General features: G+C 69.6%; 22 protein-coding genes and 2 pseudogenes. 22 read left to right on the top strand and 2 right to left on the bottom strand.

Annotated elements, in window-relative coordinates; all coding sequences use genetic code 11:
- Positions 1-162: 162 nt before the first annotated feature.
- From AB0D12_RS30945 to mmuM, 21 genes and pseudogenes are all read left to right on the top strand, one after another.
- Positions 163-1305: a hypothetical protein gene (locus tag AB0D12_RS30945; protein WP_362690019.1), complete on the top strand. Its 1143-nt coding sequence runs from the start codon at positions 163-165 to the stop codon at positions 1303-1305.
- Between the two features lie 150 nt (positions 1306-1455).
- Positions 1456-2484: a pyridoxal-phosphate dependent enzyme gene (locus AB0D12_RS30940; protein WP_362690016.1), complete on the top strand. Its 1029-nt coding sequence runs from the start codon at positions 1456-1458 to the stop codon at positions 2482-2484.
- Positions 2481-3722, top strand: coding sequence for an ATP-grasp domain-containing protein (locus tag AB0D12_RS30935; RefSeq protein WP_362690013.1), 1242 nt, complete (start codon positions 2481-2483; stop codon positions 3720-3722). Before AB0D12_RS30940 ends, AB0D12_RS30935 begins: the two co-directional genes overlap by 4 nt.
- Entirely contained in the window at positions 3715-4965 is a 1251-nt protein-coding gene (locus AB0D12_RS30930; protein ID WP_362690010.1) for an ATP-grasp domain-containing protein, read from the top strand. Before AB0D12_RS30935 ends, AB0D12_RS30930 begins: the two co-directional genes overlap by 8 nt.
- A 36-nt stretch (positions 4966-5001) precedes the next feature.
- Entirely contained in the window at positions 5002-5220 is a 219-nt protein-coding gene (locus AB0D12_RS30925) for a hypothetical protein (RefSeq protein WP_362690007.1), read from the top strand.
- A 5-nt stretch (positions 5221-5225) separates the two neighbouring features.
- On the top strand, positions 5226-6455 hold the full coding sequence (locus AB0D12_RS30920) for an MFS transporter (protein ID WP_362690004.1): 1230 nt from the start codon (positions 5226-5228) through the stop codon (positions 6453-6455).
- Positions 6456-6510: 55 nt separating this feature from the next.
- Positions 6511-7206: an HAD family hydrolase gene (locus AB0D12_RS30915; RefSeq protein ID WP_362690001.1), complete on the top strand. Its 696-nt coding sequence runs from the start codon at positions 6511-6513 to the stop codon at positions 7204-7206.
- Positions 7207-7273: 67 nt separating this feature from the next.
- Positions 7274-8317, top strand: coding sequence for an aspartate-semialdehyde dehydrogenase (locus tag AB0D12_RS30910; protein ID WP_362689998.1), 1044 nt, complete (start codon positions 7274-7276; stop codon positions 8315-8317).
- On the top strand, positions 8314-9438 hold the full coding sequence (locus AB0D12_RS30905; RefSeq protein ID WP_362689995.1) for an aspartate kinase: 1125 nt from the start codon (positions 8314-8316) through the stop codon (positions 9436-9438). The genes AB0D12_RS30910 and AB0D12_RS30905 overlap by 4 nt, the downstream gene beginning before the upstream one ends.
- Positions 9435-10454, top strand: coding sequence for a TauD/TfdA family dioxygenase (locus AB0D12_RS30900; RefSeq protein ID WP_362689992.1), 1020 nt, complete (start codon positions 9435-9437; stop codon positions 10452-10454). The genes AB0D12_RS30905 and AB0D12_RS30900 overlap by 4 nt, the downstream gene beginning before the upstream one ends.
- A gap of 42 nt (positions 10455-10496) precedes the next feature.
- Positions 10497-11684 (top strand): hypothetical protein, encoded by a 1188-nt coding sequence (locus AB0D12_RS30895; RefSeq protein WP_362689990.1) that lies wholly within the window; start codon positions 10497-10499, stop codon positions 11682-11684.
- Between the two features lie 45 nt (positions 11685-11729).
- On the top strand, positions 11730-12737 hold the full coding sequence (locus AB0D12_RS30890; RefSeq protein WP_362689988.1) for a glutathione synthase: 1008 nt from the start codon (positions 11730-11732) through the stop codon (positions 12735-12737).
- Positions 12738-12836: 99 nt separating this feature from the next.
- Positions 12837-13046 carry a DUF6381 family protein gene (locus AB0D12_RS30885; protein WP_362689986.1) on the top strand — a complete coding sequence of 70 codons (210 nt, stop codon included), beginning with the start codon at positions 12837-12839 and terminating at the stop codon, positions 13044-13046.
- A gap of 90 nt (positions 13047-13136) precedes the next feature.
- Entirely contained in the window at positions 13137-13511 is a 375-nt protein-coding gene (locus tag AB0D12_RS30880) for a hypothetical protein (RefSeq protein ID WP_362689984.1), read from the top strand.
- 219 nt (positions 13512-13730) lie between these two features.
- Positions 13731-15140: an NADP-dependent succinic semialdehyde dehydrogenase gene (locus tag AB0D12_RS30875; RefSeq protein ID WP_362689981.1), complete on the top strand. Its 1410-nt coding sequence runs from the start codon at positions 13731-13733 to the stop codon at positions 15138-15140.
- Between the two features lie 160 nt (positions 15141-15300).
- Positions 15301-15705: a cell division protein SepF gene (locus AB0D12_RS30870; protein WP_362689978.1), complete on the top strand. Its 405-nt coding sequence runs from the start codon at positions 15301-15303 to the stop codon at positions 15703-15705.
- A 56-nt stretch (positions 15706-15761) separates the two neighbouring features.
- Complete coding sequence (locus tag AB0D12_RS30865) at positions 15762-16910, top strand: ATP-binding protein (RefSeq protein WP_362689975.1); 1149 nt, start codon at positions 15762-15764, stop codon at positions 16908-16910.
- Complete coding sequence (locus tag AB0D12_RS30860) at positions 16907-17239, top strand: nucleotide pyrophosphohydrolase (protein WP_362689972.1); 333 nt, start codon at positions 16907-16909, stop codon at positions 17237-17239. The genes AB0D12_RS30865 and AB0D12_RS30860 overlap by 4 nt, the downstream gene beginning before the upstream one ends.
- Positions 17240-17421: 182 nt before the next feature.
- Positions 17422-17871: pseudogene (locus tag AB0D12_RS30855) on the top strand (DUF6099 family protein); the annotation flags it as partial.
- 319 nt (positions 17872-18190) lie between these two features.
- Complete coding sequence (locus AB0D12_RS30850; protein WP_362689969.1) at positions 18191-19114, top strand: LLM class F420-dependent oxidoreductase; 924 nt, start codon at positions 18191-18193, stop codon at positions 19112-19114.
- Between the two features lie 29 nt (positions 19115-19143).
- Positions 19144-20061: a homocysteine S-methyltransferase gene (gene mmuM / locus AB0D12_RS30845; RefSeq protein WP_362689966.1), complete on the top strand. Its 918-nt coding sequence runs from the start codon at positions 19144-19146 to the stop codon at positions 20059-20061.
- A gap of 216 nt (positions 20062-20277) precedes the next feature.
- On the opposite strand, the gene AB0D12_RS30840 is transcribed toward mmuM, so the two are convergent.
- Together AB0D12_RS30840 and AB0D12_RS30835 are read right to left on the bottom strand one after the other, a co-directional pair.
- Positions 20278-22341, bottom strand: coding sequence for a SpoIIE family protein phosphatase (locus AB0D12_RS30840; RefSeq protein WP_362690088.1), 2064 nt, complete (start codon positions 22339-22341; stop codon positions 20278-20280).
- A 480-nt stretch (positions 22342-22821) separates the two neighbouring features.
- The gene (locus tag AB0D12_RS30835) at positions 22822-24732 is read right to left on the bottom strand and encodes an amino acid transporter (RefSeq protein ID WP_362690085.1); all 1911 of its coding nucleotides are present in this window, start codon (positions 24730-24732) and stop codon (positions 22822-22824) included.
- A 204-nt stretch (positions 24733-24936) separates the two neighbouring features.
- Between AB0D12_RS30835 and AB0D12_RS30830 the strand changes: the two are divergent.
- Positions 24937-25434: pseudogene (locus AB0D12_RS30830) on the top strand (diaminopimelate decarboxylase); the annotation flags it as partial.
- Positions 25435-25660: the final 226 nt, after the last annotated feature.

Below are 25660 nucleotides of genomic sequence, written 5' to 3'. Positions count from 1 at the left end.
ATCGCGCGGCCCGGCACCGTGAGAATACGCCCGAGGCCCCTGCTTTCCGCTCCTTCAGCAACCTGCAATGCAGCTTCATGACCATGATCTGGACTGGATACCGAGCCTGCGGGCGCCCCAGAATCAAGGCGAACCCCCCGACCGAAGAGGGAGCTTTGACCGATGAGTTCGACAGAAGCTGCACCCGGCGTGAAACCGTTCGAGCCGGACGAGAACGGTATGCGCCCGGTGGAGGTGCACTGCCATGGATTCGGGGACGTGGACTTCTCCGACTTCACCCGCGTGGACCTGACCCGCCTCGACAAGTGGTGTGCGGGCGAGGGCGTGCTCGCCCTGCCGACGATGTACCTGCACCGCGACCGCCTCGGCGAGTTCGAGGAGTTCATGCGCCGCTACGCGAGCATGCGCCAGGACGGGCTGCTCCCGCATGTGCCGGGCGTGGCGCTCGAGGGCCCGCTCCTGTCGCACCGGGGCGGCACCCCCACCTCCACCGTCTGGGCGCCCAGCCGTGCGGAGTGGGAGCGGCTGGCCGGCCTGGGTGAGCACGGCCTGGTCTACACGGTCGTCTCGCCCGACGCCTACTCCCCGGAGTCCGTCCTCCATGACGACCCGAACCTGCGCACCAGCGACTTCTCCTGGATCGTGCCGACGCTCCTGGCCCACGGAGTGCGCCCGGCGCTCGGACACTTCACCCGTGACGACCCCCGGCGCAGCGCGGACACGGTGGACGCCATCGTGGAGACGGCCTACCAGTCGGAGTGGAACGGCACCGGGGTGCGGGTGACGACCGACCACCTGTTCAACGACATGCCGCTCAACATCCGGCACGCCTTCCGGACGGAGCGGGCCCGCCGGGAGCGCGACCGGATCATCGAGTCGTACGACGTGCCCAACTGGACCCTCGACAACATCAGCGAGGTTGCGGGCCCCGTGCCGGGCGCCATCATCCGGCAGGCGGTCAACTGCCGCATCGCCGCGTGCATCAATTTCGACGGCGAGCACGTGGACCTGGCCCTGGCCACCCGCGCCGTCCAGCTGATGGGGCCGCGCAACGCGATGATCATGACCGACCGGTGCGACTCCGCCCGGCTCGGCGGCCGGCCGCTGCACCACACCGGTGACAACGGGCTGTGGTACGAGGAGAACGGCGTCGTCGCGGCCGGCTCGCAGCCGCTGGCCCTGCACATCGCCAACGCGAAGGCCAACGGTCTGTCGGACGAGGACATCGGCTTCCTCACCACCCGCACCGCGTACCGCACCTTCGGTATCACCGCCGGCGCCGAAGCGGTCGGTGTGGCCGCCTGACCCCATTCCGCCCCTTCAACGGCGCGGCCGGCGTTCCCCCGGCGCCGGCCGCGTCTCCCCCCACGAACAAATCCCGGAGCATTTTCCGTGAGTTCTTTCATTCTCCTGGGGCGGGCCGGCCATGCCATTTCGACAGAACAGGATGGGGACGTGTTCGATCACATCGCGGACGCGATGAAACAGCCGGATGTGGTCCGGCTGGACCGCAACACCTATGTGTTGCGCTTCGAGATGATGAAACTTCATTCGGCCCTCGAAGCCGTCCGTCAGCTGCTGGCTACTGGTGTCGTCAAGCCCGGTGACACATTGATGGACAGCTCCAGTGGCACCTACGGCTATTCACTGGCGCTGGCCTGTCACAAGTACGGCATGAAGTGCCGCATCGTCTGCTCGACAAAGGTCGACGCCCAGGTGCGCCGCCAGTTCGAAATGCTGGGCGCCCAGGTCGACCAGGTGGAGATACCCCCCGGACCGCTGGTCGACAAGATGGACCAGGGCGCCCGCCTGGAGCGGGTGGCCCGGATCCTCGACACCGAGGACGACGTCCACTGGATGCAGCAGTATCACGACGACGTGCACTACCTGGGCTACCGCGAGTGCGCCGAGCTGCTGCAGAAGGAGTTCGGCGGCGAACCGCTCACCCTGGTAGGCGGCGTCGGAACCGGTGCCTCGACCGGCGGCCTCAGCACCTATCTGCGCGAGCTCAACAGCGACATCGAGCTCGTCGGCGTTCAGCCCTTCGAGAGCGTCACCTTCGGCAGCGACCCGGTCGAGGACCCGGTGGCAAGCATCTCCGGCATCGGAAGTCCCATTGTCATGCGGAATGTGCGCTACGAGCTGTACGACCGAGTGCACTGGATCGGCTTCACCAGCGCGGTGGCCGCCACGATCGACCTCTTCCGCCGCCACGGCGTCTACGCGGGGATGTCCTCGGGCTGCAACTACCTCGCCACCCGGTGGGAGGCCGCACGTGACCCCGAGCGCCCCTGCGTCTTCGTCGCCGCGGACACGGGACACCGCTACGCGGAGAACGTCTACGCCCGTTCCCCGGTCGCCGGAAGCGTCGAGGGCCTGATGCCCGCGTACATCGACACCTTGGAACAACTGACCTTCCCCTGGTCGGTCATGGACTGGAGCCGCCGGCCCTTCCACCCCCGAAGCAAGGAGAACCACCGGTGAACACACCCCCGGGCCGGAACGTCATCGCTCTGGAGTGGCTGCAGTTCGGCCTGGGCCGGCTCGTGGCCGCGGCTGCCGAGCAAGGCCTGACCGTCCATCTCCTGACCTGTGACCGGTCGGAGTACCTGCACGAACTGTCCACGGTCGACAGCCCCCACCTGGTCGTCCATGACGTGAACACCCACGATGTGGCGGAGGTCGTCGGCACGATCCGCCGGATCGGCGACGTGGCGGGTCTCGTCAACACCACCGACAGCTGGAGCCTGGTGGCCCTCGCAGTCCGTGAACAACTGGGCCTCGCCGGACAGGACCCCGCCTGCGTGCGCCTGGTCCGCGACAAGGCCCGGTTGCGCCGGTTCCTGTACGAGCACGGGCTCTCCCGCGTCGACGGGGCCCCCGTCACCGCCGACGACGACGCCACGGCCCTGGCCGCCCGGGTCGGTCTGCCCCTCGTTGTGAAGGACAGTGCCGGCACCGGCAGCGAGCACGTCTGGCTGGCCCGTACCCTCGACGAACTCACCGCCGTGCTACCCGAGTCCCGGCGCCGCAACCTGCGCGGACAGCTGACCGCCGAACCGTACTTCCTCGGTCCGCTGTACAGCATCGAGACCCTCAGCTGGGAGGGCCGGACCCGGGTGCTCGGCGTCAGCAGCCGCGTCCTGTCCCCACCGCCGATGTTCCGTGAGGAGGCGCTCGGCTTCCCCGTCGCTCTGCCCCCCGCCATGGCGAAGGACGCCGAGCAGTGGATCGAGCAGGTGCTCAAGGCCGTGGGGTACACCGAAGGCTTCGCCCACACCGAATTCATCATGACCGACCACGGTTTCGAGGTCGTCGAGATCAACCCCCGGCTCGGCGGAGCCCTGCTCGGCGAGGAGATCTCGCAGACGCTGGGCATCAACCTCTACGCGACCTTCCTCGACCTCGTACTGCGGCGGCGCCCCGCTCTCCTGGACGCGCCACTGACACCGGCCCACGGCGCCGCCCATGCGCGGCTCTACGCCCCGCGATCGGGGGTCTTCCTGGGGTGTGAGGGCCAGGAGACGCTCACCGGCCACCCGGGCGCGCCCGTCCTCCATCCGGCGCTGCCGGCCGGCGCGACCGTGCGCTCGGTCGCCCACCAGGACGGCTGCGTCGCCGTGCTGTTCGCCACGGGGGCCACATCCGAACTGGCCCTGCAGAACGCGCTGTCCGCTGCCGGTGAGGTGCATGTCCGTATGGAGGGTGACGGCCGTGGATGAGCGCACTCCTCATCTCCTCGTACTCAGCGGCTGGGCCGGAGTGCTCGAAACCGCCCTGTCCCTGGGGTTCGACGTCAGTTTCATCGGGTCCACCGACGACTTCACTCCGCGCGACCGGGATGTCCTCGACCGCTGCCGGTTCGTGTACGAGATACCCGCCGAGCAGATCGTCGCCGCCCTGGAGGCCGCCCGCCTCATCCACGCGAAGCACCCCCTGGACGCCAGTGTGTCCTTCGGCGAGTTCGGCCTGGAGAGCTCCGCCGTCATCGCCGACGCGCTGGGCATCAGGGGCTTACCCCTGGCCTCCGTGGCGGCCACCCGCTACAAGGACAGGATGCGCGGCATCCTCGCCGACCACCCGCAGCTCGCGCTCGGCTGGGCCCGGGTCGCCGACGCCGAGGGTCTCGCGACGTTCCACGCCAGCCACGGCCTGCCCCTGATCGTCAAGCCCGTCGCCGGGTCGGGAAGCGTCGGGGTACGCCAGATCAGCACCCCCGACGAGCTCCGCGCCGTGCTGGACGACGCCGGGTTCTGGATCGAAGGGCCCTATCTGGCCGAGGAACTCGTCGAGGGAGAGGTGCTCTACAGCGTTGAGACCGTGACGCTCGGCGGCCAACACGCCGTCGCCGGGATCTCGCTGTGCCGGCTGGCCCCTTACCCCAACCTCGCGATCACCGAAATCTCGGTGCCGCCGCCGGCTCCCCACGACCGGCCCATTCAGAGCATCAGCCGCACGGTCCTGGCCTTTCTCGACGCCATCGGCCACACCTGGGGCCTCACCCACACCGAGGTCAAAGTGGCCCCCGACGGACGGCCGGTGATCATCGAGTCCCAGACCCGCATCGGCGGCTTCCGGATCTTCCGGATGGTCGAACACGCCGGCGGAGTCGACGAGATCGCCACCGTACTGCGCAGCCTCCTGCCCGGCGGCGAGAGTGTGACCTCCCCCCACCTGCCCCCGACCACCGCCGTCGGGATGGTTGTCTCCCTGATCCCGCCGGCGAAGCGGGTCCGCCGCACCGCCGACGCCGAACTCCTGCGCGCTGTCGAGGGAGTGGACGACTTCGAGATCGGCATCCGTCCGGGCGAGGTGCCGCTGCCTGTCGCCGCCAACACCAAGCGGCCCGGGCTGATCTGGCTGCGCCTGCCCGACCATGCCGCGGCGGAGCGGACGAAGCAGGCGATCGCGCGGACCTACTGGGTCGAATTCGAGGACGGCGATGTCTGGCATCCGTCGTTCTGAGAAGCGGGCCGGACCGGCCGGGCTCCCCACCAGCCTGTGCCCGGGGCGCCGTTCATCCCCGCGCGGCTCTACTCGTACGCCCGGTCCGGCGGCGGTGCGGAGCACTTCTACCTGTACGCCGCCCTCCAGGGCCTTGCCGCCACGGCCCTCGCCGCCACGGCCCTCGTCGTCCTGATGACACGCGTCCGGCCGGCCCGCCGCCGTGCGGGCGTCGCCCGGCTTCCCGCCGCCGAAGCTCCTCACGGAAACGGTTGAACCCCATGGATCAGCTCACGGACACCGGACGGCGCGGTCCGGCCACCACCCCGACGACCGTGACCCGGCTGCGCCGGGCGATCAGCCTCTTCTTCGCCCTCGACGGTTTCGTGTTCGCGGGATGGGTCGTCCGCATCCCCGCCATCAAGGAGCAGGTCGACGCCTCGGCCGGCGCCCTCGGACTGGCCCTGCTGGGCGTGTCGGTGGGCTCCGTCACCACGATGCTGCTCGCCGGCCGGTTGTGCCGGCGCTACGGCAACCACCGGGTCACGGTGGTGACCGCGGCCATGCTCTCGCTGTCGGTCACCCTGCCCCCGCTGACTCACTCAGCCCCGCAACTCGGCCTCGTACTGCTGGTCTTCGGGGCCGCATACGGGGGGCTCAACGTGGCCTTCAACGCGGCGGCCGTGGAACTGGCGGAGGCCGTCCGGCGCCCGATCCTCCCCTCGTTCCACGCGGCCTTCAGCGCCGGCGGACTGGCGGGTGCCGGACTCGGCGGAATCCTTGCCCCCCACCTGAGCCCGCTGAGCCACCTGGTGCTGCTGACGCTCACCGGACTCGTCGTGACCGCCTGCGCGGGCCGGGTGCTGCTGCGCACGCCGGCGCCGGCCGCCGGCAGCGACCTGCGGGGCGCCCCGGCGGAGGAGCGGCGGGAGCACGATCGGACGGCCCCGGGCCGTGCGCGGCTGTTCATCACCGTCTACGGACTGATCACCCTCTGCACGGCGTACGGCGAGGGCGCGATGGCCGACTGGGGCTCGCTGCACCTTTCCGGTGACCTGCACACGGGACCGGGCACGGCGGCGGCCGGGTACGCAGTCTTCGCGCTGACGATGACGGTCTCCCGGATGTCGGGCACCTGGTTTCTCGAACGGCTGGGCGGCACCCGCGTCCTGGTGTCCGGAGGCCTCCTCGCGGCCCTGGGGATGCTCGTGGGCGCCCTGGCTCCGCAGTTGTGGCTGGTGCTGCTGGGCTACGCGCTGACCGGGCTGGGCCTCGCCAACGTCTTCCCCATCGCGGTCGGCGGTGCCGGCGCCCTCGGTGGCTCCCAGGGCGTCGCGGTGGCGTCCACCCTGGGGTACTCCGGCATCCTGCTCGGCCCGCCGTGCATCGGGTTCCTCACCGAGGGCTTCGGACTGCCGAGGGCTCTGACCACGATCGCCGCGCTGGCCGCCGTGGCGGCCCTGCTCGGGCACCTGCTCCACCGCGGCCGGCGCGGACGGACGCCGGCATGACGCCACGGCCCCCGTCCCCGGCCGACGCACACCGTGCCATGAAGAAGGAGGCCCAATGGCCGTCAAAGGCTGCATGTTCGACTTTTCCAGCACGCTCTTCCACCTGGAGGACGCGGAGAGCTGGCTGCGCGCCGTCGTCGAGGACTCCGGCCGGACCGTCCATGACCACGACGTGCGTCTGTGGGCACGACGGCTGCGGGACTTCGGAGCGGTGCCCGGCGGCCCCGCGCCCCGCGACGCCGGCCCCGAACTGACGCGGCTCTGGCAGGAGCGGGACCTGGACGCCGTACGGCACCGGGCGGCGTACACCGGTCTGCTGCGCGCGGCGGGGCTGCCCTGGCCCGAACTGATCGACGCCCTCTACGAACGCCATATGACCGCCCCCGCCTGGCAGCCCTACCCGGACGCCATGGAGGTGCTTGCCGCACTGCACGGCAACGGGGTGGGGGTGGTGGTGGTGAGCAACATCGGCTGGGACCTGCGTCCCGTCTTCCATCACCACGGGATGGACGCGTACGTGGACGCCTATGTGCTCTCCTTCGAGCACGAGATCCAGAAGCCCGACCCGAACCTCTTCCGGGTGGCCTACCAGCAACTGGGCCTGGCCCCGGGCGACGTGGCGATGATCGGCGACGACCGGCTGGCCGACGCCGGAGCGGCGGCCCTGGGCTCGCCCGTCCACTTCGTGGACCCACTGCCCGTCGCCGACCGGCCCGACGCCCTGCGCGGAGTTCTCAAACACCTGTTGTGACCCGAGACCGCGCCGCGTTCCCGCACCGAAAACCCGCTGACACCGGAACGATTGGGAAAGAAGGACCATGCCCCTCACCCCCAGCGACAGCGCTCCTCGTATCGCCCTGGTCGGCGCCACCGGGGCCGTCGGCACCACCCTGATCCAGCTCATCGAGGAGCGCGGGTTCCCCTATCGGGAGATCCACCTCGTCGCCTCTCCGCGCTCGGCCGGCCGGGAACTGACCGTCGACGGCCGCACCTGCCAGGTGGAGTCCCTCGACACCTTCGACTTCTCCACCGTCGACCTTGCCTTCTTCTCCGCGGGCAGCTCGGTCAGCCGGAAGTGGGTGTCCCATGCGACCGCGCAGGGCGCCCTGGTCATCGACAACACCAACGCCTTCCGGATGGACCCCGGCACGCCGCTGGTCGTACCGCAGGTCAATGCCGGCGAACTGGACCGGCGGCCGGCCAGTGGCATCGTCGCCAACCCCAACTGCTCCACCATCCCGCTGGTCCGCCTTCTGCGGCCCGTCGAGGACAGGTGGGGGATCCGGCGGGCCGTGGTGAGCACTTATCAGGCAGCGTCCGGGCGGGGCCACTCCGGGATCGCGGAGCTGAAGGAGGCCAGCCGGATCGCGCTGGAGGATCCCGCGGCCCAGCCGCCCGCCGTCGAGTTCACCCCCGCACTCGCCTTCGACGTCATCCCTTTCATCGACGAGCTGCTGGACTCCGGATTCACCCTGGAGGAGCAGAAGATGCTCCAGGAGTCCCGCAAGATCCTTGGCCTTCCTCATCTCGACCTGACCACCACCTGCGTGCGCGTTCCCGTGGTCAACAGCCACTCCGAAGCGGCCTGGATCGAGTGCGACGACGTAGTGGAGCGGGACGAACTCGCCCGGCTGCTCGGCGCGCAGCCCGAGGTCACCGTCCACGACAAGGACGTCATCGGCGCCTTCCCCACGCCCCGCACGGCCGGCACGCCCGATCACGTCCACGTCGGCAGGATCCGGGTAGCCCCGCACAACCCGCGAGGCTTCTGGCTGTGGGTCGTGGCGGACAACCTGCGCATCGGCGCCGCCCTGAACGCGTTGCAGATCGCGGAGGCGCTCACGGAACGGGGAACGCTGTGACCGCCGTCGTCCCCGCCGTGCTGAAGTTCGGCGGCTCCAGCTTCGCCGCGCCCGCCGCGTACGAGGAGCTGGCCCACGCCCTGTCGGCACGGATCGACGCCGAGGCCCGCCCGTTGGCGGTTGTGGTCAGCGCCATGCCGGGGGAGACCGAGAGGCTGCGTGAACGGCTGCATGAGGTCGACCCCCATCCCTCGGACGACCGTGTTGCCGGCCTGCTCACCCTTGCCGACACGATCAGCGCCCAGCTGCTGACCGCCGCGCTGCACCGCCTCGGCAGGCCGGCCACCGTGTTGGCCGGGCACGAGGCCGGGTTCACCACTGACGAGACCTTCATGTGGGCCCGGCTGCGGCACATCGACCCGAAGCCCCTGAAGCACGCTCTCACCGCGCACCAGGTGGTCGTCGTCCCCGGCGGGCAGGCCGTCGACGGCCGAGGACGGCCCACCTGGCTGGGCAAGAACAGCTCCGACCTGTCGGCGGTCGCTGTGGCCGTCGCCCTCGGCGCCGAGCACTGCGAGATCCACTCCGATGTCGCGGGCATCCACAGCTGCGACCCGAACAAGGTCACCGGCACCCGGCTGCTGGACCACGTCTCGTACGACGATGCCGCCGCCATGTCCCGGCTGGGGGCCAAGGTGCTGCACCGCCGTGCCGTACGTCTCGCCGAACGGAACGGCGTCACGATCATCTGCCGTCACAACAAGCAACCGTTCCTGCCCGGCACCGTCATCGGCACCGGCGGCGGCCCGACCGGCGTGGTGGTCCTCAACCTCCGCTCCCTCGTGCTCCGTTACCCGGATCACCGGTCGGCGGACCGGGCACACCGCGCGTTCCGCTCCGACGGAGTGGACACGGTCCGACTGGACGACAGCCCCGCGGTGGCGCTGATCGGCGGCTACGTGGACCAGCAGGAGTCCCAGCGCCGCCACGGCCTCGTACCAGGACAGGTCGTCGGAATCCCCGTGACCGAGATCAGCGGAGGGCACACCACCGTCCACGTCGCCGCCGACGAGGACGAGGCGGTGCGGCTCGCCCGGAAACTCCACGACAACCTCCCTGCGCCCGCCGCCACCCCCACCGATGCACCGGCCATCCGACGACCAGCAGGAGTACGTTCATGACCGTCAACGCGTCCGCATTCGCCACGGAACCCACGCTCATCGAGATCGACCTGTCCGACCGTGTCCGCGACAGCCTCGGTGCGGAACTGGCCGCCACGCCCGACCCGACCCGGAACTTCGACTGGTCGATGGCCCGCTACCAGCAGGTCTTCGCCCAGCTGCCCACCGAGACGCTCCAGCAGATCCTGGACTTCGGCAGGCACCCCGACACCCCCGGCGTGGGCTACGTCCGCAACCTCCCCGTCGACGAACGGCTGCCCGAAACACCCCGGGACGGCAAGCCCAGCCCGGACAAGGCCACGTTCGTGGTCGAGGGTGTGCTGCTGGGTCTGAGTGGCCTGATCGGGGAGCCGGTCGGATTCATGACGGAGAAGAACGGTCAGTTGGTGCACGACGTGATACCCGTAGAGGGCGGGGCCATGACGCAGACCAACCAGGGATCCTCCGTCTTCCTCAACTTCCACAACGACGTCGTCCATGACGCGATCGGCCGCTACGACGTCGCCAGCCCCGACTTCCTCGTCCTCAGCTGTCTGCGCGCCGATCACGACGGGGTGGCGCGCACGTACTACGCCGACGCCCGCGACATCTGCCGTGCCGTCGACGAGCGGACGCTGGAGACTCTCCGCAGCCCCCTGTTCCGGATGAACGCCCCCGGCAGCTACGTCCGTGATGTCGCGGGCGGGGCCGAGGTGCTGTCCGAGCCGGTCCCCATGATCAGCGGACCCGGAGCCTTTCCCGAGGCTGCCGCCGCCGCCAACGGCGTCCGCCCGATGAACGACAGCGCGCGGTCCGCCCTCGACCGTCTCCAGGCGGCCTGCCGGGAGGTGGCGCACGAGGTGTTCCTGCGCCCCGGGCAGGCGCTGCTGATCAACAACCGCAAGGGCCTGCATGCGCGTTCGCGCTTCACCGCACGCTACGACGGGCGGGACCGCTGGCTCCAGCGGACCTATGTGCGGCGCAACCAGTGGGACATCCGCTACCGGGCCGCCGCCGGCCGCCGCCGCCTCCACTGACCACTCACGACGCCCGCCCACGACACACGAGGCCGACCCTCCATGACCAATGTCGCAGTGATCAATTACAGCCCCTGGCTCGACTATGCCGCCATGTTCCCGGACCTGGCCGACAGCCTTCAGGTGTTCAGTCACCACGAGCTGAAGAACACCGAAAATCTGGCCCGGTACGAGTACGTCGAGGACTGCGAGTCCGTGCCGTATGTGGAACTGATGATTCGCCGGCTTGCGCGCGAGCAGCCGTTCACCCACATCATCACGGACAACGAGTACGACCTCGAACGGGCCGCCCGTATCCGGGAGGACTTCGGCATTCCCGGCCAGTCCTCGGCCAGCGCCCTGTCGTTCCGCGACAAGGTCGTGATGAAGGAGGTCGCGAGCCGTACCGTCCGTACGCCCCGCTTCGCCCGGCTGACCACGATTGTCGACCTGACCGACTTCATCGGCGAGGGCACGTACCCCGTGGTCGTCAAACCCGTGAAGCAGGGTGGCTCACGCGACATCGTGGTGCTGCGGGGCGAGGAGGACCTCGTGGCGTTCAGTCGCCGGCCCTGGCGCGAGGACCTCATGGTCGAGGAATTCGTCGAGGGCCCGATGTACCACGTCGACGCGGTGTTGGCGGACGGCTACCGGTTCGTCGCCTCCTCCCGCTATCTGCGCAGCTGCCTCGGAGTGTTCTCGGGGCAGAACAACGGCTCGGTGCAGCTGCGCCCGGGGGACACGTTCGCCGGACGTCTCGAGGAGTACTTCGACCGCTTGCTCGAAGCCTTCGACACCCCGGAGGTCAGTGCGTACCACCTCGAGGTGTTCCACACCCCCGAGGACGAGCTGGTGCTGTGCGAGATCGCCGCACGCGTCGGTGGTGACCGCATCCCCGCCCTGACCCGCGCCAGCTACGGCGTGGACCTGCACACCGCCGTGCTGCGCCAGTCATGCGGCCTGCTCGTCGACGCGCCACCGACCGCCCCGCCCGCCGAGGTGCACGGTTCGGTCTCCATCCTGCCGCAGGGCCGCCCGGTGCGCGCGCCCGGCAGGCCGCCGTTCGACTGGGTGCGGCACTACGAGGTGAACGAACGGCTCGAACTCGGCGCGGTGACGACCTACAGCGCCTCACACCTGTGCTTCGTCATCGTGAGCGGCGCCGACACCGCCCAAGTGGAGGAGCGTCTCCTCGAGGCCGAGGCCTGGCTTCTGGAGAACCTGGAAGAACCAGAAGCGCCGGGCGCGTGAACGGCATTCCCCACCGCCATACCCCGTCCGAGAAAGTCGAGTTAGGTGCCCTACAAGATCCTGGTCCTGGTGTCGGAGGCGTCCAAGTTCAAGCTGGACAACCACTCGATCATTCCCAGCGCCCTCCACCGGGAAGGCCATGACGTCCACATAGGTGATATCGACACGCTCGGCGTGCACGACTCCGTCGTCGTGTGCGACCGGATGCAGCTCTCGGAGGAGTTCGTCACCGGTGGTGAATTCCCGAAGCTGAGCGAGCCCCATGCCTCCGCCGAGGACTTCGACCTGGTGTGGGTTCTCGCGGGCACGCACCCCGAGGCGGCCACCGACTACTTCCAGCTGCTGTGGCTGCTCAACCAGCGGGTGCCCTTCGTCAACGACGCGTCCGCGCTCTTCTACCTCAACACGAAGATCAACCTCGGCGCCGTTGTGCCCCCCGAGCATCTGCCGGTCTCCTACGTGTCCAACGACTTCGACTTCCTCAACGGGCTCGTCGAGTCCGACACCGACCGCTCCTGGGTCATCAAGCCGACCAACGGCGGTTGCGGCGCGGATGTCTATGTCGTGAACGAGAAGGACCGCAACCGTTCCGCGCTGCTGAGTTCCGCAACGGGCAACGCGACGTCGCGGTACGTCAGTTATGGGCGCGAGATCATCGGAATGGCCAAACGCCACACTGCGGTCCAGGAGTACATTCCCAACGTACGCACCAATGAGAAGCGTGTGATCCTCGCGGGCGACACCCCGGTCTCCGGCTTTCTCCGCTTCCACCGCGAGAACGACAACCGGGCCAACGCCACTGTGGGAGCACGCTACGAGGTGCTGCAACTCACCCCCGAGGAGCGTGAGTTCGTACGCCGGCTCGGCAAGCGCATGATGGACCACGGCATTTTCTACGTGGGCGTCGACCTCGCCTTCCCGTATGTGATTGAGATCAACATGGAGAACCCTGGCGGACTGAACTATCACCGGCGCGTCACGGGCGAGGACCAGTCGTCCGAGGCCGTCAACACGGTGCTGGCCGCCCTGCGCACCGCCGGAAAGCTGTCATAAGACCTGGGGCGATAGCGGACAGTCACCGTTCGACGTGCGGGGGTGACGAGGTCCTGGTTCGCTGGTTGAGCCCGCTCTCCCTACTGTCAAGGAGTGACAATGAGCGTTGCAGGCGAATCCCGAGGTCGATCGCAGCAGATGCGCGACAAGGCACAGCAGCTGTCCGAAGCTGCGGAGCGCGCGACTGACCCGCAGGAGCGTCAGAAGCTGCAGGAGAAGGCGCGCCGACTGAAGGAGCAGAGCCAGCAAGAGGGCTCGATGGGCTCGATGGGCTCGATGGGTGGGCAGGAGCAGTCCCCGCCTGCGTGAAGCACCTGGCCATCACAGGCCCATGGCCTCCAGTCCGCCGTGCGGACTGGAGGCCATCGGCAGGCAAGGTACGGAAAGGCAGGAATGACCGTGAGTAGCGATCAGCAGGAAACGACACCGGTCGTCGTCACGCTCAGCGATTGCTCGAAGGAGGACGCCGACACCGTCTTCCGCGTGCTGGCGCAGTCCTTCACCTCGGACCGTGCCGATGACGATGCACCGCAGTACACGTCCCACCCGCACACAACCGTGTGGACCTCGACGTTCGAGGTGAGCCCCACGCACGCCCCTGCCGTACCTGTGCAGTTGACAGCACCGTGCGTAGTCGGTGTGCAGGGCACCTACTGGGGGGTGGACCGGCTGGGCGAGACGCTGGCAGCCGCGTTCGTCGTGCAGGTGGAGGGAATGGCCGCCGGCGATCAGGAGAAAGACGTCCAGATGCGACTCGAGAGCGGAATCCGCTAGTCCGGTCCAGGAGACACCAGGCAGGCCCGGAAGCCGCCAGTGCGGAGAGTCCGCCAGTACGGCCCGGCGTCCGCCAGTGCGTCCGGGAAGCCGACTGTCCGGCCCGGCGTCCGCCAGTGCGTCCGGCCCGGATGTCCGGCCGACACCCGGGCGCTCTGCGTTGCCAGACCGTCCGTACCGCGCAAGTGTCGAAAGACCGAGCTCGAGGAGGACAGCTCCATGCCCATCGCCACGGTGAATCCCGCCACCGGAGAGACGCTCAGGACGTTCGACGCGCTCGGAGCCGAGGAGATCGAACGGCGCCTGGCGCTCGCCGTGACCGCCTTCGGGCAGTACCGCACCACGGAGTTCAGCCGGCGGACGGAGTTGCTCAACCGCGCCGCGGACCTTCTGGAACACGACCAGCAGGACATCGCCCGCACCATGACCACCGAGATGGGCAAGACGATCGTGGCCGCCCGCGCGGAGGCGGCGAAGTGCGCGAAGGCGATGCGCTGGTACGCCGCGCACGCCGAGGAACTCCTCGCCGACGAGCATCCTTCGGCCGCCGACCTGAAGGACTCCGGTGCCTCCCGCGCCAGCGTCCGCTACCGTCCGCTCGGCGTTGTCCTGGCCGTGATGCCGTGGAACTTCCCGCTCTGGCAGGTCGTACGGTTCGCGGCCCCCGCGCTCATGGCCGGCAACGTCGGCCTGCTCAAGCACGCTTCGAACGTGCCGCAGACCGCTCTGTACCTGGAGGGCCTCTTCCGCCGGGCCGGCTTCCCGGAGGGGTGTTTCCAGACGCTGCTCGTGGGATCCGGCGCGGTCGAGAACATCCTGCGCGACCCCAGGGTGGCTGCTGCGACACTCACCGGAAGCGAGCCGGCCGGGCGCTCCGTCGCCGCCATCGCCGGCGACGAGGTGAAGAAGACCGTACTGGAACTCGGCGGCAGCGACCCCTTCGTCGTGATGCCGTCGGCCGATGTCGAACGCGCGGCCCGGACTGCGGTGACGGCCCGGGTGCAGAACAACGGCCAGTCCTGCATCGCGGCCAAGCGCTTCATCGTACACGCCGACGTGTATGAAGACTTCTGCGAGCGTTTCACCGCGGGAATGCGGGAGTTGACCGTCGGCGACCCGATGCAGGAGTCCACCGATGTCGGCCCGCTCGCCAGCGAACAGGGCCGTACGGATCTCGAAGCGCTGGTCGACGACGCCCTGAGCCTCGGCGCGACGGCACGGTGCGGAGCCAAGCGTCCCGAGAAGCTGGACCGGGGCTGGTACTACGAGCCCACCGTCCTCACTGACATCTCCGTCGGCATGCGGATCCACCAGGAAGAGGCCTTCGGCCCGGTGGCCACGGTCTACCGCGCGGCCGGCCTCGACGAGGCGTTGGCCATCGCCAACGACACTCCCTTCGGACTGAGTTCCAATGTGTGGACCCGCGACGAAGGGGAAGTGGAGCGTTTCGTGAGCGACATGGCCGCCGGCGGCGTCTTCTTCAACGGAATGACGGCCTCCCACCCCGCGCTGCCCTTCGGTGGCGTCAAGCGCTCCGGCTTCGGCAGGGAGCTGTCGAGGCACGGTATCCAGGAGTTCTGCAATGTCACCACGGTGTGGCACGGCGCCGAGCCGGACGAGACCAGCTGATCGGACGACGCAGCTGACCCCCGGCAGACCTCTCGCCCGGACATGGGGCCGAGGTCGCGGCCGGACGGATCGCCGGGGCCGTTCGCGACGATTCGAACAAGCCGATCCGCGGCCCACTCACCCGTGTCGCTGTTGGGCCGAACGGGTGAGGGGGGCGAGGATGGGGCGCATGAGTAGGTACGAGAGGTACGACGTCACCGACGAACAGTGGGAGGGGCTGGCGCAGGTCGTCCCATTGCGCAGCCGTAACGAGTGGCCTTCGCGGGTCGACCACAACACGATCCCGCAGGACTACGCGGCCGCCGAGCAGCGTCGTTTTGTCGTGCTGCGGGTGCAGGTCTTCGCCGACGCGCGCGAGGTCGCCGAGTATCTCGTCGCCCAGATCCCGGTACTGCTGGACCTCACCAGTGCCGAAACCGAAGTGGCCAAGCGCATCCTGGATTTCAGCAGTGGAGTCGTCTTCGGTCTTGGCAGCGGGATGCACCGGGTCGACCGGAATGTCTTCCTGCTCGCCCCGGTCGGCACGGAGGTCGAGGGGATCGCCGCCGCCGTCCCCCGTTCGTAGGAAGGTCATCGAGGCGGAACGGTTCGGCGCATTTCCTGCTGCGTACCGTCCCGCTCATGGACGTAACCACGTTGCTCAACGGCGCGAACTGCACCCGCCCCACAGTCACCGAACTGCGGCTCTCCGCCTTCAAATCGCACCGGGGCGTGGTCCTGCCCCTCGGTCCGCTGACCCTCTTCGCGGGCGCGAGCGGCAGCGGCAAGTCGAGCGTCCTGCAGATGTACGAGGCGCTGGCGCGGCTCGGCGCGGGCGACGAGCTCGAAACGGCCTTCCCGGAACCCGCGGCCTGTGTGCCGGAGTGGGCGGAGGCCGACGGGCAGGGCCGACGGGGATTTCGGATCGGCTGCACGGTCGACGGCCCGGCCGGTCCCGTACAGCTCGATCTCGCAGTACAGGCGGAACCCGAACTGCGCGTGGTGGGCGAGCGGCTGACCAGCGGCGGGCGCACCCTGCTGACCACCGCGCTGCGCGATCCCGGACGGTCCTCGGTACAAGCTGCCTGGCACACGGCGGGCGCCGCGACCGTGACGCGGGCCCCGCTGCCGGACGACCGGCTCGGCACGGCGCTGCTGCCGCTGCGCGTGGCCGGCAAGACGCAAGGCCAGTTACAAGTCCTCGCTGCTGCCGAGCAGGTCATCGTGGCACTGCGGTCGGTCTTCGCCTGTGACCCGCAGCCGCAGCGGATGCGCGAGCCGGTGGCGGCGGGGGAGGGGAGGCTGCGGCGCGGCTGCGACAACCTGGCGGAGGTGCTGCACCGCACGCGGAGCCAGTGCGCCAAACGGCATGCCCGGCTGGCCGCGGCGGCGCGGGTGGGATGCGCGGGAGACGTCGCGGATCTGGCCGTCGAAGAGCTCGGCGACGGGACGGTACGGGCGCTGCTCGGCCGGAGCGGTGCGCGGGGAGCGACGCCCGTGGGGCGGCTCGGCGAGGGCGAGTTGAGATATCTGGCGCTGGCGCTGGTACTGCTCACCGGGCCGGGGGTGCTGGCCATGGACCAGGCGGCCGAGGTGCCGGCGGCGTACCAGTCGCTCACCGTTCTGGCGGACGGCTTCGACCGTTGCCTGGACCCACGGCAGTCGCGCGAACTGCTGTCGCTGGGCGCGGAGATGTGCGCGCGCGGGCACATCCGGCTGGTGGGGGCGGTCGCCGATGCGTCGTATGCGCGCGGGGTGGACGGTGTGACGGTGGTAGACCTGGTGCCGTGACGAGAGAAGACGGACTGGATGTGGCGGGGTTGCAGCGCAGGCTGGCCGAGTTCGCGGCGGCGCGGGACTGGCAGCCTTACCACACCCCGAAGAACCTGGCGGTGGCGCTGAGCGTCGAGGCGTCCGAACTGGTGGAGATCTTCCAGTGGTTGACGCCCGAGCAGTCGGCGCGAGTGATGGAGAAGGAGGGGGCGGCGCACCGGGTGCGGGACGAGGTCGCGGATGTGCTCGCGTATCTGCTGCAGTTCTGCGAGGTGCTCGGGATCGACGCGCTGGCGGCGCTCTCCGACAAGATCGACCGGAATGAGATTCGCTTCCCGGCGAGGTGATTTTCGACCGGTTCGCGGCCCCTCCACGCAGGCCTTCGTCACTCTATGGAGTTGTTGAGTTATCCACAACGGGCTTGGTGTCCACAGATTTCCGAATTCCCCTGGCTTTCAGGCTCAACGACCTTCACTCTGGGTAATGAACTGAGTGGGCAGAAAGTCGTACGAGCGGGGGTGGCGTACACATGGATGCGGAACGGCTGATCGGGCTCAGTCGGCACGCCTTGGCGCAGAGCCGGGCAGTGCCGGACATCGTCGCCGAGGCCTGGCAGGCGCAAGCCCTCGCCCAGGCGATCGGCAGCCGGCTGGCGCTGTACGGGCCACTGGAGCTGAGAAGCGAGGCGCGCGGGCTCAGCGAGATCGGTGGTCGAGGGTGCGGGGTGCTCGACCATCCGATGGTGCGCAGCGGCGGGGTCCGTGCCGCGCAGCTGTCCGAGGTGGTGGATGCGCGGCGGACATTGATCGGGCTGGGAGTGCTGTTGGGCGATGTGGGGATCGCTCTGGTCGGGGTCGCGTGCGCCACCGACGAGGAGGGGCTGTACTGGCAGTGCATCGAGGCGATAGACGCCGCTGACGAGTCGAGCGACCGGGTGCGGGGAATGCTGCGCAGGCTCGCGGTGCGGGATTCGGAGAGACCGCCCGACACCATCCGGGGCAGAGCCGGGCCGGTGGCTGCGCGGGAGGGGATTTCGGACTCGCCTCCCTCACCTCCCCCCGCGCCGCCTCGATTGCTTACCCCGCGCTCCTCACCTTCCTCGCCTTCTTCGCCTTCTTTGTCCGACTCGGTGGAGGAAGCGGATGAGATGGATGCGGTGGACTCGGCGGCGGGGCCGTCGTGACCTCGGGTACGGCTTCCTTCGGGCCGCCGGGTTGACGGTTTTCACCCGAGCGAGCCGGTGGGGGCATGGCAGGGACGGTGGGGTTGACGGCCGTACGAAGGTGCAGGATGGATGCATGGATCTTCGAATCTTCACCGAGCCCCAGCAAGGGGCGAGCTACGACACCCTGCTGACCGTTGCCAAGGCCACCGAGGACCTCGGGTTCGACGCCTTCTTCCGCTCCGACCACTACCTGTGCATGGGCTCCGCCGACGGACTGCCCGGGCCGACCGACGCCTGGATCACCCTGGCCGGGCTGGCACGCGAGACCAAGCGAATCCGCCTCGGCACGCTGATGACCGCCGGGACGTTCCGGCTGCCGGGCGTGCTGGCCATCCAGGTCGCGCAGGTCGACCAGATGGCGGGCGGCCGGGTGGAACTGGGCCTGGGCGCAGGCTGGTTCGAGGAGGAGCACAAGGCGTACGGCATTCCGTTCCCGAAGGAGAAGTTCGGGCGGCTGGAGGAGCAACTGGCCATCATCACGGGACTGTGGGCCACAGAGGTCGGCAAGACCTTCTCGTACGAGGGCACGCACTATCAGCTGGCCGACTCGCCCGCGCTGCCCAAGCCCGCCCAGGGGAAGGTGCCGGTGCTGATCGGCGGGCACGGGGCGAGCCGCACCCCACGGCTGGCCGCGCAGTACGCCAACGAGTTCAACATTCCGTTTGCCTCCATCGAGGACAGCGAGCGGCAGTTCGGCCGGGTCCGCGCCGCAGCCGAGGCGGCGGGACGCGGGGCGGACGACCTGGTGTACTCCAACGCCTTGGTCGTCTGCGTGGGCAAGGACGACGCGGAGGTGGCGCGCCGAGCGGCGGTCATCGGACGGGAGGTGGACGAGCTGAAGGCGAACGGGCTGGCCGGCTCGCCCGCCGAAGTTGTCGACAAGATCGGGCGGTATGGCGCGATCGGTTCGTCCCGGATCTATCTCCAGGTGCTGGACCTCGATGACCTCGACCATCTTGAGCTGATCTCATCGCAGGTCCAGTCCCAGCTGGGCTGAGCCGCCGACCCGAGCACCCGGGAGTTCTCGTGAAACCCCGCCGTACACTCGCCGCCGCGCTCGCCGAAGGGGTCGTCGTCCTCGACGGCGGGCTGTCCAACCAGCTGGAGGCACAGGGCTGCGATCTGTCCGACGGCCTCTGGTCGGCGCGGCCGCTGGCCGACGATCCACGGCAGATCGAAGCGGCCCACACGGCGTATGTACGAGCGGGCGCCCAGGTCCTCATCACCTCCAGCTACCAGGCCACCTTCGAGGGCTTCGCGCGCAGAGGCGTGGCGCGGGAGCAGGCCGCTGAGCTGCTCGCCGGCAGCGTGGATCTGGCGCGGAGTGCGGGTGACGCGGCTCAGCGGGAGGTGTGGGTCGCGGCCTCGGTGGGGCCTTACGGCGCGATGCTCGCGGACGGCAGCGAGTACCGGGGCCGGTACGGGCTGTCCGTGCCGGAGCTGGAGCGCTTCCACCGGCCGAGGATCGAAGCCCTGGCGGCGGCGGGCCCCGATGTGCTCGCCCTGGAGACGGTGCCGGATACGGACGAGGCGGAGGCGCTGCTGCGGGCGGTCGAGGGGTGCGGAGTGCCGGTCTGGCTCTCGTACAGCATCGCCGGCGAGCGGACCCGGGCAGGCCAGGAGCTGATGGCGGCCTTCGCGCTCGCCGCCGGCCGGGAGCAGGTGATCGCCGTCGGGGTGAACTGCTGCGAGCCGGGTGACGCGGACCGTGCGGTGGAGCTCGCGGCGGCGGTGACGGGCAAGCCGGTGGTCGTCTACCCGAACAGTGGAGAGCGGTGGGACGCTGCCCAGAGGGCGTGGCGCGGCGGAGTCACCTACGACCCGCTGAGAGTGCGGGCTTGGCTGGCGTCGGGGGCCCGGCTGGTCGGCGGCTGCTGCCGAGTGGGACCGGGACAGATCGAGGAACTCGCGGCACTCGCGACTTCTGCGGGAGGCGAGCTGTAGGGCCGGTCCGCCGCGGGGTGAACCGCTGACGCGGTGTCGGCGGCGACGTCCTCGTAGGCGCTGCCGAGGAAGTACGTGGCGGCCACGGTGAGGATCCGGCCCTTGTGGAACGCGGCCCGGCCGAGTCCGGAGGCGGCGAGGGCGGACGGGCCGCCACAGCTACATCCTGAACAGCTCATTTGACGTTGAGCGCTGGCAGGGGGCGGTGGTGCCTGGTCATTCGAGGGTCTGTTGGAGGCTGATGAGGAGCAGGGCGATGTCGTCGACGGGGGCGGGGGCGTGCCGGATCAGGGTGTCGGCCATGGCATCGAGGTTGCCGGCGTCTGCGTGTTCGAGGAGTCCCGCGAGCGCGGCGATGGCGTCGTCGGGGTCGACTCCGGGTTCTTCGATGAGTCCGTCGGTGTAGAAGAGGAGCACGCAGCCGGGCGGCAGGGGGAGCTCCAGGGCCGGGTAGTCGGCTTCTGGGTCGATGCCGAGCAGAAGGCCGGGAGGTACGCGCAGGACTTCGGTGTGGCCGTCGGCGTGGCGCACCAGGGGCCGGGGGTGGCCTGCGCTGGCCAGACAGACGGCGTGGCGGGCCAGGTCGAGGTGGGCGTAGAGGCAGCTGGTGAACAGGCCCGGGTCGAGATCAATGAGCAGACGGTTGGTCCGGCTGAGGACGTCGCCGGGGGGCACGCCGATGGTGGCGTGGGCGTGGACAGCGGTGCGGACTTGTCCCATGAGGGCGGCGGCGTCGATGTTGTGGCCCTGGACGTCGCCGATGGCCGCGGCGGCGGTGGTGTCATTGAGGCGGATGAGGTCGTAGAAGTCGCCTCCGACTTCCAGGCCGTGTCCGGCGGGCAGGTAGCGGGCGGCCACGTTCAGGCCTGGGATGTGGGGGAGGGTGTGGGGCAGCAGGGCGGCCTGGAGGCGGTGGGCGACGTTGTGCTGTGTGTCGTAAAGGCGGGCGCGGTCCATGGCCTGACCGATCAGTCCGGCCAGTGAGGTGAGAACCGCGCGTTCGGTGGGCGGGAAACGTTGGGGCCGGTTGTACGCGAGGACGAGCGAGCCGATCGTGCGGCCGGAGGCGATCAACGGCAGAAAGGCCCAGGACGCCATGCCGTCCTGATCCACGGCCGGAGGGTAGGCGCGCTTGAGGTCGTCGAAACTGGTGACGAAGCTCGGGACGCCGGTGGCCAGCACGCGGGCAGCGGGGGTGTCCGACGTCAACGGGATGGCGTCGAAGCGGTCCATGAGTGCGTCGTTGTAGCCGCGGTAGCCGAGGATCTTCAGACGGCCCTCCTCCGCGGCCATCAACGCCATGGCCTGTGCCCCGAGTGCGGGCAGGAGCTGGTCGGCCGTCTGGTCCACGACGTCCTTCACTCCGACGGCCTCGGTGAGCGTGGCGGCCAGGTGCATCAAGTGGTAGAGCACAGTGGCGCGGCTCGGCCCGGCTGCCGACGCGGGCTGGGTGGCAGGACTGTCCTCGGCGGGGCTGCTGGGGGTGATGCGGACGCTGATGCCGGAAGTATCCGGATACAGCTCGAACGACAGCCACGTATCCGGCGGGCGCAGCGCGGTGAACGCGGTGGGCAGCTGGCCGACCAGCGCAGCCCGGTACCGGTCCTCGACTTCGGGGACGTCCATCCACGGCAGCGCCTCCCAGGGCCGGGCGCCCAGCAGATCGCCGGCGTCGGCTCCGACGAGGTCGGCGGCCTCTGCGGTGATGAAGGTGATCCGGCCGCTCAGGTCCAGCGCACAGGACCCGCCAGGCAAGCGGTCGATGAGCGCAGCCATCTCCTCGGCCGGTCCCAGTGCGCGGCCGGGCGCTGGGACCAGGATCCGCGGCCGGTCCTGCGGCACCAGGTCGCCGTGATCGGCAACCTCCCGCAGGATGCGGCCCAGACGGTGGCAGCCTGCGTCGATGGCGTCACGCTCGCCGGGGCTCAGCTGCGGCGGATGCGACCCCGGCCACAGCAGCACCAGCCCGCCCCACACCGTGCTGCCGGAAGCCAGTGGGGCAGCAGTCAACGCAAAGTCATAAGGCAGCACGAGCGACAATCGCGGGTAACGGCGAGCCATCTCCTCCATGCCGCCGACCCAGACCAGGCCCCGCTCCCGCACGGCGTCCGCCACCGGAATCGGATCGGCCAGCCCCACACGTGTCCACGGAGCCGCGATCTCACGCGGAGTCCCCGTGACCGCCGCCAGCCACAGAGCGTCTCCGTCCGGCGGCAGCACATACAGCATGCCCCTGGACGCGACGCTCTCCCGCACCACGTCCACCAACGCGGCGTCCATCAGCTGCCTGCCGGGACCCGCATCGGCAGGGAAGCCGGCCCGTTTCTGACTCATTCAGCCTCCCCGGGCATCGGCCGGCGCAGAGCCCCGCATCCGACCGAAACGCGCTCTGGCCGCCACACCACTGAGGCCCAGGCCCGCCCCGATCTCCGCCCAGCTCGCACCGGCCTGCCGGTCGACCGGCACCGCCCAGTGCACCAGCTGCCCCGCCCACTGCGGAACCTCGGCAACCACAGCACAATGGCACCCGCCAGCCGGCCCCGGCGGGCGGCGGCCACGTCCCGCCGACTCCGGCAGGGCTGCGCCGCACCAGCCACACCCACCATCACCCATATACGGACAATACGTCCGCCCCATCGCGACGACACGTGGAGACCGGCGCTCAAGGGGAAGCGGGAGCCGTCCGCCCTCCTTCCGGGCCCTACCGCTCACGCGGGCCTCGCGGCGACCCGTGCTCCGATTGCCGTAGCGCGGCGCAGCTCAGCCGACGTGGACGCGAGGTCGCTTCGACCGGTTGGGTTCGGCCTCGCGCAGGACTTCGCGGGTGACGGGGGCGACTTCGCCCTGGCCGAAGAGGAAGAAGCGGAGGAAGTTGGTGAAGGGGTTGCCCTCGGTCCATTCGAAGTAGACGTGCGGCTGCTGTCCGCTGGTGTCGCGGACGTGCAGGAGCAGGGCGGCCAGGGCGTTGGGGATGGAGGAGGACTCCAGGGTCAGGACCCGGTAGCGGCCGTGCAGGACTTCGCCACGTACGTTCAGGCCCGCCTCGAACTCCGAAGGGTCGAGGACGGTCACCTCGACGAAGACGAAGTCCTCCTGGGACGGGACGTCGTTGTCCTTCCGGATCTGATCGATCTTCTCGCGGTACTCGGCGAGATCGCGGTTGTCGGGCTCATTGGCGATGAACCGGATCCTGCGGCTGGCGATGTCGCGTACGAACCGCTCCGCCATGTCGTCCAGCGTCACGCTGGTGACACGCAGCTCGAAGGCGCGGGCGAGCCGCGACAGGAGCGACACGAGGATGATCCCGGCGATGAAGCAGGCGCCGATCTTCACACCGTCGGGCCGTTCGATGACGTTGAGGACGGTGGTGTAGAGGAAGACCGCCGATATGACGGCGAAGGCGATCGTCCAGTTGCGCTGTCGGGCGCGGTGGGCGGCGATGGTCACCGCGATCGCCGCGGAGCAGATGAGCACCAGTACGCCGGTGGCGTAGGCACCGCCCTGGGCGTCGACGTCGGCGTCGAAGATCCAGGTGACCAGGAACGCCACCAGGATGAAGACGATCACCATGGGGCGTACGGCGCGCGCCCAGTGCGGGGCCATGCCGTACCGGGGCAGGTAGCGGGGCATCAGGTTGAGCAGTCCGGCCATGGCGGAGGCGCCGGCGAACCACAGGATGGCGATGGTGGCGACGTCGTAGACCGTGCCGAAGACGTCTCCGAGGTATTCGTGCGCCAGATACGCGAGCGCGCGCCCGTTGGCCTCGCCGCCCGGCTCGAACTCCTTTGCCGGGATGAGCAGGGTGGTGATGAAACTGGTGGCGATCAGGAACACGCTCATGATCAGCGCGGCGGTGGTCAGCAGCTTCTTCGTGCCGCGGATACGTCCTGCGGGCTTCTCCTCGGTGTCGCCGGCATCGCCCTCGACGTGCGGCATGACGGCCACGCCGGTCTCGAAGCCGGACAGGCCCAGCGCCAGCTTGGGAAACACCAGCAGCGCCACCCCGACCATGGCCACAACGTTTCCGTGCTCGGTGGTCAGTGCGCTGGACCAGTCGGTGACCACGTGCGCGGCCGTGGCGACGTGCCACAGGCCCACGACCACGACGACCGCGTTCAGGGCCAGGTACAACCCGACCAGGACGACGGCTACGCCGATCGCCTCCAGGAAGCCCTTGAGGAACACCGCCCCCAGCAGCGCGATCAGCACCAGCGTGACGACCATCTGCTGTCCGTGCAGCACGCTGGGCACATGCGGATTCTCCACCAGGTGAATGGAGGAGTCCGCCGCCGACAGGGTGATGGTGATCAGGAAGTCGGTGGCGGCGAAGCCGAGCAGGGTCAGGACAAAGAGCTTGCCCTTCCAGAACGACAGCAGGCGCTCCAGCATGGCGATCGAGCCCTCGCCGTGCGGGCTCTCCTCGGCCACCCGCCGGTACACCGGCAGCGCGCCCGCCAGGGTCACGATCACCAGGACGATCGTGGCCACCGGCGACAACAGCCCGGCCGCGAGCGCGGCGATGCCCGGCTGATAGCCCAGTGTGGAGAAGTAGTCGACGCCGGTCAGGCACATCACCCGCCACCACCGCTGCCCCTTGTGCGCGGGCGCGGATTCCGTCTCGGCCTGCGGCCCCTGCTGGTGCCTGGCCATGTCGGACAGGCCCTCCAGCATCCAAGCGCGCAGGCGCTGCCGTGGGGTGACGGCGGAATCGGAAGCCGCAGGGGCGGGGCTGGCCACCGGGTACTCCTGTCGTATGCAAACGGAATCAGCCGTCGATGGGACGGCGCAGTCAGCGTACGCAACGCCGCCTGTGGGTGATTCGGCTGGTCACGGCATCGATGCGAGCCTTGGCGCTCCGGGTTGCGCAGCCACTGGATGCACGGCAACGCCAAGAGCCCCGAGGACCTGCTCACCGCCGTCCGGCTCGGCGTCGGACGGATCGTCGTGGACAGCGCATCGGAGATCGCCCGGCTGTCCGCGATCACACCCGCGGGCACCCGCCAGCAGGTCATGGTGCGGGTGGTGCCGGGCATCGCGGCCGGCGGGCACACGAAGATACGCACCGGCACGGACGACCAGAAATTCGGCCTCTCCATCACGGACGGCTCCGCCCAGCACGCGGTGGCCCGGGTCCTCGGCCAGCCTCCCCTGGAGCTCGTCGGGCTGCGCTGCCACATCGGCTCGCAGGTCGCCACGGTCAAGCCGTACGCCGCCGCGGTGCGGCGCATGATCGGTCTGATGGTCCGGATACGGGACCAGCACGGCATTGCCCTCCCACAGCTGGACATCGGCGGCGGGCACGCCATCGCCTACCGGCCCGGCGAGAAGAGCCTCGATGTGGGCGTCCTGGCCGGCCGGATCCGCGCCGAGCTCGAAGTCCGAGGTGGAGGCAGACGTCCCCATCGCGGCTCGACCGAGGCCGAACCAGAGGGCCGCCAGAGGGGAACCGCTGCTCGACACCGACTGACTCGGGCCGGCCCGGAGCCCGGATCGGACGGATTGCCTCTGACTGGCTCCGAGCCGACCGGATCGAATCCGGATCGAATCCGGGTCGAAACTCAGTGGCTGCCGCTGACTGCCTCCGATAGCCTCTGAAACC

Source organism: Streptomyces sp. NPDC048479, assembly GCF_040651435.1.
Taxonomy (GTDB): Bacteria; Actinomycetota; Actinomycetes; order Streptomycetales; family Streptomycetaceae; genus Streptomyces.
The sequence above is the reverse complement of the archived record's forward strand: the minus strand, read 5'-3'. Positions and strand labels throughout refer to the sequence as shown.